The sequence below is a fragment of the Anaerovirgula multivorans genome (genome assembly GCF_900188145.1).
Lineage (GTDB): Bacteria > Bacillota > Clostridia > Peptostreptococcales > Natronincolaceae > Anaerovirgula > Anaerovirgula multivorans.
Genome location: NZ_FZOJ01000017.1, coordinates 34356 through 48526, shown reverse-complemented (window position 1 = coordinate 48526; position 14171 = coordinate 34356). Strand labels below are relative to the sequence as shown.

General features: G+C 39.2%; 16 protein-coding genes. 9 read left to right on the top strand and 7 right to left on the bottom strand.

The window, feature by feature from the left end:
* Positions 1–24: 24 nt before the first annotated feature.
* The 7 genes from CHB72_RS15890 to CHB72_RS15860 form a co-directional block, all read right to left on the bottom strand.
* Positions 25–1278, bottom strand: coding sequence for an acyl-CoA thioesterase/bile acid-CoA:amino acid N-acyltransferase family protein (locus CHB72_RS15890; protein WP_089283869.1), 1254 nt, complete (start codon positions 1276–1278; stop codon positions 25–27).
* Positions 1268–1867, bottom strand: coding sequence for a PadR family transcriptional regulator (locus CHB72_RS15885; RefSeq protein ID WP_089283868.1), 600 nt, complete (start codon positions 1865–1867; stop codon positions 1268–1270). Before CHB72_RS15885 ends, CHB72_RS15890 begins: the two co-directional genes overlap by 11 nt.
* 590 nt (positions 1868–2457) lie before the next feature.
* Positions 2458–5001, bottom strand: coding sequence for an ABC transporter permease (locus CHB72_RS15880; RefSeq protein WP_089283867.1), 2544 nt, complete (start codon positions 4999–5001; stop codon positions 2458–2460).
* A complete protein-coding gene (locus CHB72_RS15875) occupies positions 4998–5681 on the bottom strand; it encodes an ABC transporter ATP-binding protein (protein ID WP_089283866.1) in 684 nt (227 codons plus the stop codon). The genes CHB72_RS15880 and CHB72_RS15875 overlap by 4 nt, the downstream gene beginning before the upstream one ends.
* Before the next feature lie 82 nt (positions 5682–5763).
* Positions 5764–6753 (bottom strand): sensor histidine kinase, encoded by a 990-nt coding sequence (locus CHB72_RS15870; protein WP_089283865.1) that lies wholly within the window; start codon positions 6751–6753, stop codon positions 5764–5766.
* Complete coding sequence (locus CHB72_RS15865; protein ID WP_089283864.1) at positions 6740–7426, bottom strand: response regulator transcription factor; 687 nt, start codon at positions 7424–7426, stop codon at positions 6740–6742. Before CHB72_RS15865 ends, CHB72_RS15870 begins: the two co-directional genes overlap by 14 nt.
* Positions 7423–7617, bottom strand: a complete 195-nt coding sequence (locus tag CHB72_RS15860; protein ID WP_089283863.1) for a DNA-binding protein — start codon at positions 7615–7617, stop codon at positions 7423–7425. Before CHB72_RS15860 ends, CHB72_RS15865 begins: the two co-directional genes overlap by 4 nt.
* 146 nt (positions 7618–7763) lie before the next feature.
* Here CHB72_RS15860 and CHB72_RS28470 point away from each other — a divergent pair, with 146 nt between their 5' ends.
* From CHB72_RS28470 to CHB72_RS15815, 9 genes are all read left to right on the top strand, one after another.
* Positions 7764–7913 carry a helix-turn-helix domain-containing protein gene (locus CHB72_RS28470; protein ID WP_456297867.1) on the top strand — a complete coding sequence of 50 codons (150 nt, stop codon included), beginning with the start codon at positions 7764–7766 and terminating at the stop codon, positions 7911–7913.
* A gap of 9 nt (positions 7914–7922) precedes the next feature.
* Positions 7923–8120 carry a hypothetical protein gene (locus tag CHB72_RS28465; RefSeq protein WP_456297868.1) on the top strand — a complete coding sequence of 66 codons (198 nt, stop codon included), beginning with the start codon at positions 7923–7925 and terminating at the stop codon, positions 8118–8120.
* 326 nt (positions 8121–8446) lie between these two features.
* Positions 8447–9835, top strand: coding sequence for an AAA family ATPase (locus CHB72_RS15845; protein WP_089283861.1), 1389 nt, complete (start codon positions 8447–8449; stop codon positions 9833–9835).
* Positions 9836–9931: 96 nt separating this feature from the next.
* Positions 9932–10552, top strand: coding sequence for a flavodoxin (locus CHB72_RS15840; protein WP_330397057.1), 621 nt, complete (start codon positions 9932–9934; stop codon positions 10550–10552).
* A 59-nt stretch (positions 10553–10611) separates the two neighbouring features.
* Positions 10612–10737 (top strand): MerR family DNA-binding transcriptional regulator, encoded by a 126-nt coding sequence (locus CHB72_RS27810; RefSeq protein WP_278277853.1) that lies wholly within the window; start codon positions 10612–10614, stop codon positions 10735–10737.
* Between the two features lie 474 nt (positions 10738–11211).
* Entirely contained in the window at positions 11212–12063 is an 852-nt protein-coding gene (locus CHB72_RS15830) for a DUF6544 family protein (protein ID WP_089283860.1), read from the top strand.
* A gap of 534 nt (positions 12064–12597) precedes the next feature.
* On the top strand, positions 12598–12912 hold the full coding sequence (locus CHB72_RS15825) for a hypothetical protein (protein WP_330397056.1): 315 nt from the start codon (positions 12598–12600) through the stop codon (positions 12910–12912).
* Positions 12843–13466 carry a hypothetical protein gene (locus tag CHB72_RS15820; RefSeq protein WP_089283859.1) on the top strand — a complete coding sequence of 208 codons (624 nt, stop codon included), beginning with the start codon at positions 12843–12845 and terminating at the stop codon, positions 13464–13466. Before CHB72_RS15825 ends, CHB72_RS15820 begins: the two co-directional genes overlap by 70 nt.
* Positions 13467–13809: 343 nt before the next feature.
* Positions 13810–14004, top strand: a complete 195-nt coding sequence (locus tag CHB72_RS15815; RefSeq protein WP_089283858.1) for a hypothetical protein — start codon at positions 13810–13812, stop codon at positions 14002–14004.
* Positions 14005–14171 lie beyond the last annotated feature (167 nt).

Below are 14171 nucleotides of genomic sequence, written 5' to 3'. Positions count from 1 at the left end.
AACTTCTGCTTTCTTTATCTGGGTTTAATTAAAATGTTCGGCCAAAAATTTCAGTGTTGACTCCCAAGCAATTTTGTTAGCATGTGCAGCATTTTGTGCTGTGACTGATGGAGTATCAATCATAGGGGGTATATTAGGGAGAAAGAAAGCATGCCCCATATTGTTAAAATAAAGGTGTTTTGATTGATAAGGATTGTTATGTGCTTCTAAAGTTTGGATCATATCTCTACACATTTCTGAAGATGGCCAAGTAGCATCTCTTTCTCCAGAAATTAGAAGAATAGGACATTCTATATTCTCGATAGGAATACGAGCACATTCTAATTGTTTAGAAGTAGCTGTATTTAATGCATTATCATGAATTTTACGTATGTCAATGGGATTCATATTTTTTGAGAATTTTGAATCTACTGGGTATTGTACAAAGTCTATTGGGTTGTTTTTATAAGTCCATGATGATTTTATTTGATGTTTTCCCATTGAAATTCCTTCAAATACATGGGAAGAAGGAACGTAAGCAATTATGGAAGTTAAATGCTTAGAAAAATATGAACCAAATAATAATGATAGCTCACCACCTTTAGAAATTCCCATCATACTTATATTATTTTTGTCAATTTCGGATTTGTTTTTAAGCCAATCAAGTGCTTTCTTAAAGTATTCTATTTTAATTTCAATGAGTTCAGTTGGTAAATTGTCATTTTGCATATCAAAATAATTTAAAGCAAGAGCTGCATATCCTTTTGTACTCAGTAAAGCTGCTATTTGTTCTGACCAAAAGAGGCCTCCAGTAGAACCTCCAACAATGATTACAGCTGGTAGATTATTATTTCCTTTAGGTTTAAAGAGTTTTCCTACTATTGAATTTTGAACAACAATTTGTTCAGTATCAGAATTAGTAAAGTTAATTTGTACTTCTCTTTTATCTTTTACTTCATCTTCTATTATCAAATAAAAACTCACCTTATGAGATTGAGTACTCATTTTTAAAAATATTGGAGGAAAAGGATTATTACTGTCCTTTATCTGCATAGACCACAATAAACCATTAGGGTCACAGTTGGTGTAAGAGCCTTCTTGAGGTGCTGTTGTATCTAAATCAATCTTTCCTTCGCAATCAGCTGTGAAGGTTGCACAGGAATGCCATGTTCTTTCTACATCGTCCTGCATTTCTGCTTGTATCTTTACCAGTTGGTTAGGTTTTAATCCTGTAATTTGAAGCTTTAGACTTTGGTCAATTACCTGATTTGTTGATGATAAAGTTATTTTAGGATTCATAGTTTTTTTCTCCTTTTTCTATTTTGTTTAATGGAGGTAAGTGAACCTCAAATGACTCTTTAGATAACAGCTCCTTTATTTCTTTTAAAAATTCTATGTTTACTTCTATATGGGTACAACCATTTTTAAGCAGAGCTTTCATATAATTAGGTAATGTTTTTGATTGTACTTTTTCCTTTGCTTTTTCAGCAGCTTTCCAACTTTTCAACTCTTTTTCCAGATTATTAATATGAACATCAATCGCTTTTTTTGCTTTTTCATAGGGTAATTCTCCTAAAAAAGTGACAGCAGTGTATAAGGAATTAGGAAAATTAAGGTCAACTTCACTAAGAGTATCTTCTAGTTTTCTTTCAAAAAAGTGTTCTCCTTTTTCGGTAATCGAATAAATTGTTCGTGAACGATTTCCAATATTTTCAATAGATTCAACCTTTATTAATTCATTTTCTTCCATTTTATTGAGGGCATAATAGATTGAGCCTATTTTAATACCTGCCCAGCTTTCTGCATGACTTAAGTTCAAATATTGTATTATTTCATAACCCGTTAAATTTCTTTGTTGTAATAAACCTAGTAGCATTAATTTTATCAAGTTTCTCACTCCTTAATAATATTCAAATTTAAATATTCAAATTTGAATAAATTCTATCACGACTAAAATCAAATGTCAATTGTATTTACCAAAATGAAACTTTCTCACGACCTCCCACAGACTTTAGGGGAGTTCCTGCGGTATTGGTACGATAACACACATAAGGGACATTTTATCGCTCCGACGGTGCAATGCTCGTGATTGCAAAGGCTCTATACATATCGTTTTGATTCCTTTCTTGCAAGAGCATTGCAACGATACAAAATAAACACGACGATACCTCCTCGATACCGTCGTGTCCTAAAAAATGGGCGCCTTAATACACCCTCCGGAATTCATTTTTTTTTTCAGAAAAACGGCGGTTTTGATTGTTGATTTCAAAACCGCCGCATGGCCACATTTTGGCCGCAAAACATCATTTGCCACAACTACGTTTTTTTCTATTACCGCAGGGTAGCATTCATTTGTAATTTACATTACTTCTGTAGGATGGATTCTGTATTTTCAATGTCTAAATCGCTTTCGGGACGATTGCAAACCACTTTAACTAGATTTTTTTGATTTTCTATCAAACAAATATTGGTTTTGAATCAAGTCATATCATCCCGAAGCGCGTCAATGATATTTTCTTTTTTTATCTTGCTAATGGCATACAGCATTGTAATAAATACAATAAAGAGTACACCAAACACGCTGATTGCCATACTTCCCCACGGAAACACAAAATCGATATTTTCCGCCCCGCCGACGACCATACCCTTATAAATCAGACAGGAAAGGATTCCTGAGAGGGGCAGACCCCAAAGCATCGTCCGCGCTCCATAAAGAGTGCATTCAAAGCGCATCATCTTATTGAAGTCCCGGTCGGACATCCCTACAGAACGAAGCATAGCAAATTCTCGTCTGCGCAGCTTGATATTGGTGGAAATCGTGTTGAAGACGTTCGCAACCGCGATCAGTGAAATCATCGTGATAAAAACAACCGAGAACAGATTGACAATGAATGTAATATTACGGCTTTGCTCCAGTATCTCATAGAGATTGTACAGATGATAGTCGGCGGTAATGCTGGCTCCATCAATCATCGTCTGCATCGCAGCTGTTGACTGACCGGGATTTTCTGACTCGAAGGTCATGCCCAGCTTAGTAGGCTTTACAGTCGCACCTAGTGCGTCAAACTGCGGCTTTACCTCGTAAGGGGCTATCACCATAAGAGAGTACCCGGGCCAGTCACCCGGCTCCGAGGGCAGCAGGTCTGGGTAGTCTTTTACAAAGGTTGCACGGATTGTTTTCGTCTGGTCTCCGGTCTTGGAGCGGAGCGTAAATTCCATAGGCTGTTCCTGCGTATACCAACGCCCGGGCAGTATTCCTGCCATGATCATTTTTTTGTCCTGTCCGGTGTATTCCTCTGGGGACAGGCCGAGGCCTTCGAGCAGGTTCTGATAGACACTGTCCTCAACAAACTGAATATTGAGCTGCACTTCCACCGTTTTACTTGCCCCATCATAACCGATGAGCTCACCGTACTCATCCAAAAAATGACTTGACAAATCACTTGTATTGAGCACGCAGGAATAGGTCGAAAGTGCCTGATAAGAGCTTTCGGTAACGCCGACGGCGGTTTTCAGCTCATCATAAAGCTGAAACAGCTCACTTTCCTCCATGTCTCGTGTATCGAAAGAGATGTCATATTCTTCAACTACCACAGATGAATTCTCCGCGATCTTATTCAGATAGGTTCCGAAAGAGCTTGACGACACAAACAATACGACGCTTAATGTAAGCGACAGGATAATACTGCGGTAACGCCGCCTGTTTCTCTTAAAGTTTTTTAACGCAAGTGTTTCCTCTAAACCGTAAAGGCGTTCCGACAGCTTTGAGGTTCTCATCGCTTTAGCTTCCACCTTGACCTCGTTTGTCTGGCGGATACACTCCATCACGGGCGTACTGGCGGCCTTCCTTGCCGGAATATAGGCCGAAATCAGAATGGTGATCATACTGATAATCGCCGCAGCAACAAGAGCAGGAACAGACACCACCAAAGTCAACGGTACATTGTCATACATAACATTTGCGAAATTCTTTGCCACAAGAGTAAGCACAAGCTTGATGCTTGGTATCCCGACCAAAATGCCGATCGGAATGCCGATTGTACCGATGCAAAGCCCCTCAAACAGCACAGAATTGCGAAGCTGTTTTTCCGTGGCACCTACCGACATGAGAATTCCGAACTGGTGTGTGCGTTCATTCAATGAGATATTGAATGAATTATAAATCAGAAACACCGAGCCGAGCATAACCAGGGCAATCAAAATGCCGCCAATCGAGTACAGGAGAACTGTAAGCATCTTTTCCCCTGAAAGTCCCATAAAACGCAGTACATAATCGTTCAAAACGTAGCTGTTATTGTCTGATATGCTGTCTGCATAAGAATGAACCTGATATGGGTTTTTCAGCGTGATAAATACGGTAAGACTGTCCACTGCGGCTGTATCCTCTGTTGTGATTAAAGTGTATCCCGGTGCAGCATACTCCTCGATTGCCGGTCGCTGGCAGATGCCGACAACTGTATAGGTTTTCTCTGTCATGGGTACAAGGGTTTCCTCCCCGGAACGATACGAATCGTGCTGGCTCAGCTTCTGATCGCCGCTCATGCGGCTGCCGACCGAGAGAGTAAGTATGTCGCCCACCGAAATTTTCACGCCGCCGTTTGCCGCAATATGAGCCGGTATCACGACCTCACTGTTGTTCTCCGGTAGTCTGCCGGAAAGCAGCTTGATGGGCAGAGCATCCAAGGCTTCCTCGTTCCATCCGGTAATAAAAAGATATGGCTTGTCGGGATTTTGTCCGCCTTCCAGTGGGGCATAGCCGATGTTCTGTAGCACTACAGCATTTCCCACTCGGCTGTCCTCTGCCTGTTCCAGCACAAAGGAGGAATCTGTGTCTGGGATTTCAATATGCCAATCACCATATTTGGCAGCAGCACCGTTTATCATATAGCTTTGCAGGGACACGGCAAAGGTAGCGACTGCCGTAATCATGGCGGCGGACAGAACCACTCCGATCACCGTAACAATTGTTCGGGTACGGCTTTTTTTCAAGCTTTGCAGAGTGACTTTGTTAAAAATGTTCATGGCCGCACCCTCTCGTCTCTCGCTACTTTACCGTCTGATATGCCGATAATGCGGTCTGCTTGCAGGGCGATATTTTCGTCATGGGTGACGAGGATCAGGGTCTGCCCATATTTTTTATTGCTTTCTTTCAGCAGTTTGATGATTTCATGTCCATTTCGGCTGTCCAAGCTGCCCGTGGGTTCGTCGGCAAGCATGACCGCCGGGGCGTTCATCAAAGCACGTCCTATGGAAACGCGCTGTTGCTGACCGCCCGAAAGCTGATTGGGTAAATGGGTTTTGCGGTCTTTTAATCCAATCATTTCGAGCAGGTCATTTAGCCGCTCCTCGTTAACCTTGCGCTTGTCCATCAGGATAGGCAAGGTGATGTTTTCCACCACATTCAGAGTGGGAATGAGGTTGTGAAACTGGTAAATCAGTCCAACCTGCCGCCTGCGGAAAATGGCGAGTTTTTCGTTGCTTTGGCCATATACATCCTGCCCCTCCAAATACACCTTTCCGCTTGTCGGCAAGTCTACGCCGCCGATGCTGTGAAGCAATGTGGATTTGCCCGAGCCAGAGGAACCGATGATTGCGGTAAACTCCCCCTTTTCGATAGTAAGCGAAACATGGTCAAGTGCGGTAACTTGATTTTCACCCTTGCCGTAGATCTTACATAAATTTTCAATTTTTAAAAACTCCATTATGTGAGTCTCCTTTCTTATGTTTTACTCATATAATAGAACTTTAATCTTACATCTCGGTGACTTTTAGGTGAGAGATTCGTCACTTTGGGAAACGAAGGGCAAATATCGCGCCGCCCTGCGGGTGATTTTTTGCGGTAATCGTCCCGCCCTGCCGTGTTATAATCATCTTGCAGAGAGCCAATCCAATCCCGTATCCTGTAGCGTTTGTTTTTTTCCCACGATAAAATCGGTCAAACAGGCAGGGTAAATCTTCTTTTTCAAAACCTACGCCGCTGTCGTGGATGGTAATCTCAGTAAACAGTGGGTTGTCTGTGCAGACAATCTCAATTTTCCCATTATCGCCTGCGCTTTCCATGCAATTCTTGAGGATGTTTTGAATGGCTTCCGAAAGCCAATCAGAATCACCCTGAATGATTATCCCTTTCGGCACGTCTATCTGCACGACAATATCGTGCAGTTCCATTGGGATTAGGAACGGGCGAAGCGCGGCGCAAATCAAAGTGGTTACATCTATCTGCTCCCTTTGGAACACCACAATGCCCGCGTCCAGTCGGGATAATTTTAGTAGGGAAGTAAGCAGCCAATCCATCCGCACAAGCAATTCCTCTGTTTCCCGTACAAATGCTTTCCGCTCATTTTCATCAGGGTTATTCTCTAACAATGACAGAATGAGGTTTGCAGATGTGAGTGGGGTTCGGAGTTGGTGGGCTATGTCGGTCAGCGAATCGGCGAGATGTTCTTTTTCTTTTTTCAGCGCGTCGTTTTGCTCCCGAATACGCAGCAGCATTTTTGATATCTCACTGTGCAGAATGGAAAGCTCGCCCTCGTCCGACTCACCAATATATAGATGGTCAGCATTATGAAGGACAAGGTCTATTTGATGTGAAATCTGTGCAATGCTTTTGTATCGGGCTTTGGTAAACACGAAAAATGCTGTGCCAAATCCGGCGGCAGAAAAAGTGGCAAGGATTCCTGCCACCGCATTGATTGCAAATCCCAGTATTACAGTGGTGGCGGCCAGTAAGGAGAACAAAATGGCAAACTGCCGAATCTCTCTATTCCGAAGCATACTCGCCCCCCAATCTATACCCCGTCCCACGGACGGTCAGAATGATTTGCGGGCTTGCCGGATCATCCTCTATCTTTTCCCGCAGACGTCTGATGTACACGGTCAATGTATTGTCATTGACAAACTCGCCCGCCGCGTCCCACAATTCGTCAAGCAGCCTGCCCCTCGTGATAATACTTTTTGGGTTGCTGATAAACACCAGCAACAAGCGGTATTCTAATGCTGAAAGAAAAACCTCGTTGCCGTTTTTTTTTACAATGCCGCTTGCCGTATTGATATGAAGCCCGCAGATTTCAAAAGCCGATTGAGAACGCCCGCTTTTTCGCAGGGCGGTTCCAATTCGCGCAATCAATTCACGCGGACGAAAAGGCTTGGTGATATAGTCGTCCGCGCCCATGTTCAGCCCGGTAACAACACTCGCCTCATCGCCGGAAGCCGTCAGAAAGATAACGGGAACATCCCCTGTTTCTTTGATTTCCGTGCAAACCGTAAAGCCATTTCCGTCAGGCAAAGAAATATCAATCAACGCCAAGTCAAATTTATTCCCGGCAAGCGCGTCAAGGGCTTCACTCCGCGTAGGGGCGTGAGTGACTGTAAATCCCTCCGAGCGGAGCAGAAGCACAAGGTTTCTGGCGATTGCCTTATCGTCCTCAACTAAAAATATCCGTTTCATTTATTTTCACCATCCTTTACTTTACTGCTCCTATATCGTCTATCAGCCGGTTTTTCAGCGTCAACTGGAACAAGCCATGTATTTCCCATTTTTTTAGCTCCCTTAATCCGTCCAGCAGAGCAATGGTACACTACCATTCTGTCTGTGATTCCCCAATTTTTCGCTGCTTCTTTTGTCGTTATATAATCCATGCTCAATCCCTCCAATGCTCTTATTATATTTCTTTTATCAGAAATATACAACTAATTATTATGACTTATTTCTATCATGTGTATGAGCTGTGTAATCATATCTAAAAGAAAAGGTGAACGGTAAAATGTAGTAGGGTGAATTATTTATGAAAAGAGAAGTTGTAAAATACGATTTTAAGGCTTTCGGCCAAGCCATAAGAACAGCAAGAAAAGCAAAGGGATTATCGAGAAATCAGTTAGCAGACCAAATGGGTATTGCCCCTCGGTATATTGCGTCCATTGAAAACAGCGGATAGCATCCAAGTCTGCAAATCTTTTATGAGCTTGTCACTCTTTTAGACGTATCGGTAGACCAATTCTTTTTTCCACACAAGGAAACAGACAAATCTACGCAGCGCAGACAGCTTGAAAGTCTGCTTGACGATATGAGCGATAAAGGATTGCGAGTAGTCACCGCTACGGCGAAAGAGATTAAGGAAGTCGAAGAAACGGGGGAAGCGTAAGAGTGCGGCCCTCGTTTTTTTCATGGAAACGCACTAGCCGGGGAGGGGAACGCTCCGACAAAACAATGTCGGCAAGCAGGGCAAGGTGGTACACACCTTGCGATTTTGCTCAAAATTCCCTAACGGGATTTTTGGCAAATCTGCTTGTTGGGAAGTATCCCCAATTCCCATCGAACACACAATAAATTGTGTGGCTACGCCTCCTGCGGAGGCTGATGAAATCGCAGGACAGATTATCTCTGCTCCTGTGATTTTTCTTTTTCCCGATGAGCCATATCTTTTCGAGTGTTTTGTGACATGATTTGTTGTAATCGGAGGTGTATGGAATGCAAGATGCTATGATTCGCATAAAAGAAGCTGAACTTTTTAATATAAAAAATGTTGAATATGGAAAAATTGATTTTCCAAATGATAATCCATCATCAAATAAATTAATTCGCTCAGAGATCATTGGAATATACGGTCAGAATGGCTCAGGAAAAACAGCGTTTGTCGATGCTATGTGGCTTATTAAACACCTTATAAGTGGAAAAGAGTTACCTAAAAATGCAGGCGACTATATATTTGAAAATGAAGAGACTGCCACGATAAAACTCGTTTATCATTTCAATCAGGGCGCTCATGAGTATCAGATTTTTTACGAAGTAGAGGTCGAAAGAACAGATGAAAGTAAAGCCAAAGTGATTCGTGAAAATTTGCCGTACAAAGAGCTTGTTGATGGTGCTTGGAAAAGTAAAGCCGGAATTATTGATTATCACGTGAGAAACAAAGAATACGTTTTTAAACCGGTAAAAAACTATCGCTTGCTAACGTCAAATAATGCAGATATTCAAATTGATCTGGGTGTTGCTAAAAAAATGTCCGAAAAAAACGGCACTTCTTTTGTTTTCAGCAGTGAGTTAGAGGAAATTATTAAGAAAAATGATGCCTTTAAAAGCTATACAGGCATCATTCTAACTTTGAAGCATCATGCAAATGTTAATCTATTCATTATAAAGAATCATCATTCAGGAATGATTAACATGAATGTGTTAATCCCCTTTAGTTTCAGGTTGTTGGATGAGAAAAAAGTGACACAGGGGGATTTGCCAATCGGTCTTTTGAAGCCCTCGGTTGTTCCCGAAGAAGTATATAATGTTGTGGTCAAAATCATCGACCAGATGAACATTGTCCTTGAAACCATTGTCCCAGGTCTCAATATTGGTCTGAAAAATCATGGCAAGCAACTTAGAGATGATGGCAATGAAGGCATTCGGATTGAATTAATATCCATAAGGGATGATATAAAAGTGCCTTTAAAGTATGAGTCCGACGGTATCAAGAAAATCATATCCATATTGAGCACTTTGATAACAATGTTTAACAACCCTACAGTCTGTATGGTTGTTGATGAATTGGATGTCGGTATTTTTGAATATTTACTCGGTGAGATTCTTCAGATTGTCAGTGAAAATGGAAAAGGACAACTGATTTTTACTTCTCATAATTTAAGACCGCTAGAAATGCTGGATACAAGTTCGATCATATTTACAACAACAAATCCTAAGAATCGATATATGCGGTTTGCAAATGTGAAGAGCAATAATAATATGAGAAACTTGTATTATCGAAGCATCAATCTTGGAGGACAAAAAGAGGAAATCTACAAAGGGACCAACAGCTTTGATATCAGTCGTGCTTTCAGAATTGCTGGGAGGGTGATTGATGAGAACTAAAAAGGTCATTCTATTTATTGTAGAAGGTGTCACAGATAAAACATCTTTAGGCAGAATTATTGATAAATTGGTTTCATCGAACTTGAACAGAATATTTTGAATTTACTGCCGAATGGCAATGAAGTTGGCATTCTTTATATGGGAGACGCCAGAGAATGCTGCTGTGCCTATATGGCGGAAGCTGAAACCACTGGAAATACACAAGTGGAGGGATATGTTTCTTATACACTCCCACACCATATGAATAATACACTGATTGTTTATTATTCGCTTTTTCAAAACACAGTGAATTTAGCGTTAAAAATAGCAATCCAGACTGGTGGCACTATAAGAGAATTAGTTCCTGATAAGAATTATTCTTTTGATTATAATACTGCCGCTAAAGAAGTAAGGAATCAGATTGCTCGAGGATTTTGCCCCATACTAATATCTGGAAGTGAGTCAATAGAGGATTATCGAACAGTATTTATAGGTACACCTAATTGGTTTAAAACATTAGCCCCACCAGTTATGAGTTTTCTAAGACAACATGATTTCACAGGGAAAACAATAATTCCCTTCTGCACTCATGGAGGAGGTGGATTTTGCCAAATTGAAAATGATATAGCCAGAGAGTGTTCAAAATCCACCATTCTACCTGGTATTACTGTAAATGGGACTGTTTCATCTGAAGAAATCGCAAATTGGCTTGAAATAATTGGATACGAATTATCATAAATTATATTTACTGATAAAATTTCTTAAAAAATTTTAGAAATTTCTTAAGAAGAAAATATTTGACTATACAGATAGGAGATAAGGATTTTGGAATGAAGAAACAATTATTAACCGTTAAAGACATCGTTCAGATAACAGGGATAACTCCAAGAACATTACATTATTACGATAAAATAAATGGATGAAATAAATGAGTCATGTTGAAGCCGTAACACTGCTTACAAAGTAAGTAGATGTACGCCTCATGCAAAATTTTCCCGAGAGTAGCAAAGCTACGATTGGTAGAAAAGGACTGCGGAGTGTGTGGTGTTGATAGAGAAGAAATAGGTTAGTATCAAAGAATCATAAGGATTTGAAGTAAATATTGAAATGTCAATTAGGTTCTCCTAGACGAGTGTTTTGGAGATTTTTCTTTCAAGGGGGAAGAAATTCCGAAGAATAAGTTTATTGTACGAAATCGTAATGGGTTTAAAATTTAAGATAGATTTATCAGTTTTAAATTTTTACATCAGAATAAAAAACTACCTTTTCACGAATAGCATCGCTTTTTACTGTTTTATCCAAGAGCCGGAAGGAATAATAAACAAAATCTCGAATAGATTAACTTAGAGAATAATGGTACTGCGTAGTAGTGGAGTAATTTTATTGGGAGTGATAATATGTCAAAAAAAACACTCATGCTAACTAGTATTGTCGTACTTGTGGTTGCATTTACAGTTACCTCATCCATAGCAAGTTTTCTATTTAAACGAAATGTAGAACAGGAAGTTAAAATGCTTTTTAGCAAGGTGGAAGACAAAGAAAAGATTGTGACTGCGGAGGATATAGAAGGCTTACCCCAAAATGTTCAAAGGTGGCTTGAGTACACTGGGGTTATCGGAAGGGAAAAAATAGTAGCTGTTCGTTTAAAACAAAAAGCAGATATGAGATTGGGAGAGGGTAAACCATGGATGCCAGTGGAAGCAGAACAATACTTTACCTCAGAGGAGCCAGGGTTTATTTGGAGAGCAAATATTAAAGTAGCTCCGTTAATTCACATTGCAGGAAGAGACAAATATCAGGATGGAAAAGGAAACATGCTTATTAAAGCTCTTTCATTATTTTCCGTTGCTGATTCAGAAGGAAAAGAAATCGATCAAGGCACTTTGTTAAGATATCTTGCCGAGACGATGTGGTTTCCATCTGCAGTTTTGAAGGAATATATAACATGGGAAGAAATAGATGAGGATAATGCTAAAGCAACTATGACCTATGGAGGTATAACGGCCTCAGGAATATTCACATTTAATGATAAGGGAGAAGCTATTAAATTCGAGGCTGAACGATATGGCGAATTTAATGGAAAGTTTAGTTTAGAGACATGGTCGGTTCCAGTGAGGGATTATAAAGAATTTGAAGGAATAAGAGTTCCTACAAAAGGAGATATCACTTGGAAATTAGATGATGGAGACTTTAACTGGTTTAATTTTGAAATTACTGAAATCGAATATAATAAACCAATATCATATTAGTTAATAAACCTCATTAAATTATAGTACATCAACTTGCCGAAAATCCTCCTAAGCCCATCGTTACGCTAGAATCAAATGCTGATGATGTTGCAGCAATGATTATATGTAGAAAAAATAATAATAGCAGTTTTATTGACAATAATCTCAATTCTTATGATGATCCATGGAAATATCGGATAAGTTCTATTGATTGATTTTAATATATGCTATGTCGAATATTTATACAGGATATCGACAAAATATGCAAAAATCTATTGCAACCCTCTACAGTCTATGTTATTTTAGAAAGTGTGTATTGAATAGAATAGAATATGACGTATCAATGACAGACCGATGAATTTGCCTGTTGCAAGATATTGTCATATTTCTATAAAAATACATATGGAGCGTGTTGTGTTGATACAGCGGTTTAGAGTATTTTGTATGTTCCCTCAGACTAATAAGTTTGGGGGAATTTTTCTTTAGTAGGACGAATCTTTACACAGAACTAAGGCTATGTACACCCCCCCTAATTCTATTATATCAGCTGTATTTATGTCTGCTATAAATGCTTCAACATGGATCAATGAAAAAATGGAGGCATGGCTAAGTGAAAAAAACGTAGCAGACACCCTTTCTCAATCTGTACAAAACAATATTACTTCAGAAATGGGTCTGGCGCTATTGGACGTTGCGGATGTGATTCGGCCTTATTCAGAAGTAATTGATTATTTACAACATGTAAAAGACGATAACTTTTTGGATGAACTGGTTAAGGAAAGACTTTTGATGTACAATCGGTGGAAGTCGTATCTCCAAAGCTTCATAATATTCGAAACTCAGATAAGAGTAAGCTTAGAAAATATATAAAGGTAGAGGATGATGGATTAACAATTAATACAGAGGCTGGGGGTGCTAAACGAACCGAAAAAGCAGTTCCTATAGAAATAACTCATCATGAATATGAAAATGCTCCCATGGTTTATATGCAGAGAAAAGGAATTATCAGTAAAAGAACCAAGGAAGATGAGAATACTGAAGAGATTCAAATTGACTCACCAGATCAAGTGACCACTGCTGATGTAGGTGGAATAGATCTATTAACAGGGTTAGAGTTTGTGCCAATACAAGAAACGGTGGAAAAGTATGATGGAGATATCAAAGAATTTATTGAGATTTTAAGCGCACTTAACAAGCATTATTCTGATATTTCAGTTAGTTATATCGTTGATAATTTACCGGAAGGATTAAAGGGAAAAAAGTTTTCTAAATTAGATGACGGATTAACGCCTAGAAGATATGTCTTAGCCAAGATAAGTGTATCCGGCAAAGGGATTATTAACGTGATTGAAATAGAAAGGCAAGGGAAGTCTCTTTCAACGCTTGCGCTTACTACTCCAAAGAATTATCTAAGCATACGTTGAGAAAAAGTAATTCAGATGATATTAGTGGGGCTTGTTAATAATAACGGAACATGGGATAATAATGTTATGGAAAAATTGGGCAAACAAGAAATTTACAATTATAGATTAAAGCATACATATGCTATTAGAAGTGTATGGGAATTGGCAGATAGGTTATATGAAAAGATAGTTTGTTTATAAATTTTCCACTTAATTTTCGAAGGTGTTAAATAATAGAGTAAATTTCATAATTTTTAGATATTGATATTACTAGGGTTTAAAAAGGTATAAAAAAATAGTTTACCCCAATCCGATAAATAATCTGTCTAACAATCCATAGAAAGGAATAAAATTTGTACGACTTATGAATCGGCAAATAGCGTATTTTACTTTAGAACAAATTATAAAAATTCAACCGATGACTGAGCTGCAAGCAGTATTAACTTTTATTGATTATTCAATTTTACAGGAAAATGCTGTAGAATGCTTTTTCGGAGAAGGTAAAGAAAACTATGCTTTAAACAATTTACGGGTAACAGGTCTTAATAAAGCAGTTTAATCATTAAATTATCAAAGAACAAGAGGAACATTCATATATTTATTAAACCAAATACTGTGGGTAACTCAATTTCATAGGCATTTTCTACTCTTTTTTCTGTGGATTTTGCTAATCTCAGTGCTTTTTATCCATAATTTGAATTTTTGAATTGTGAAATATCCCTCAAG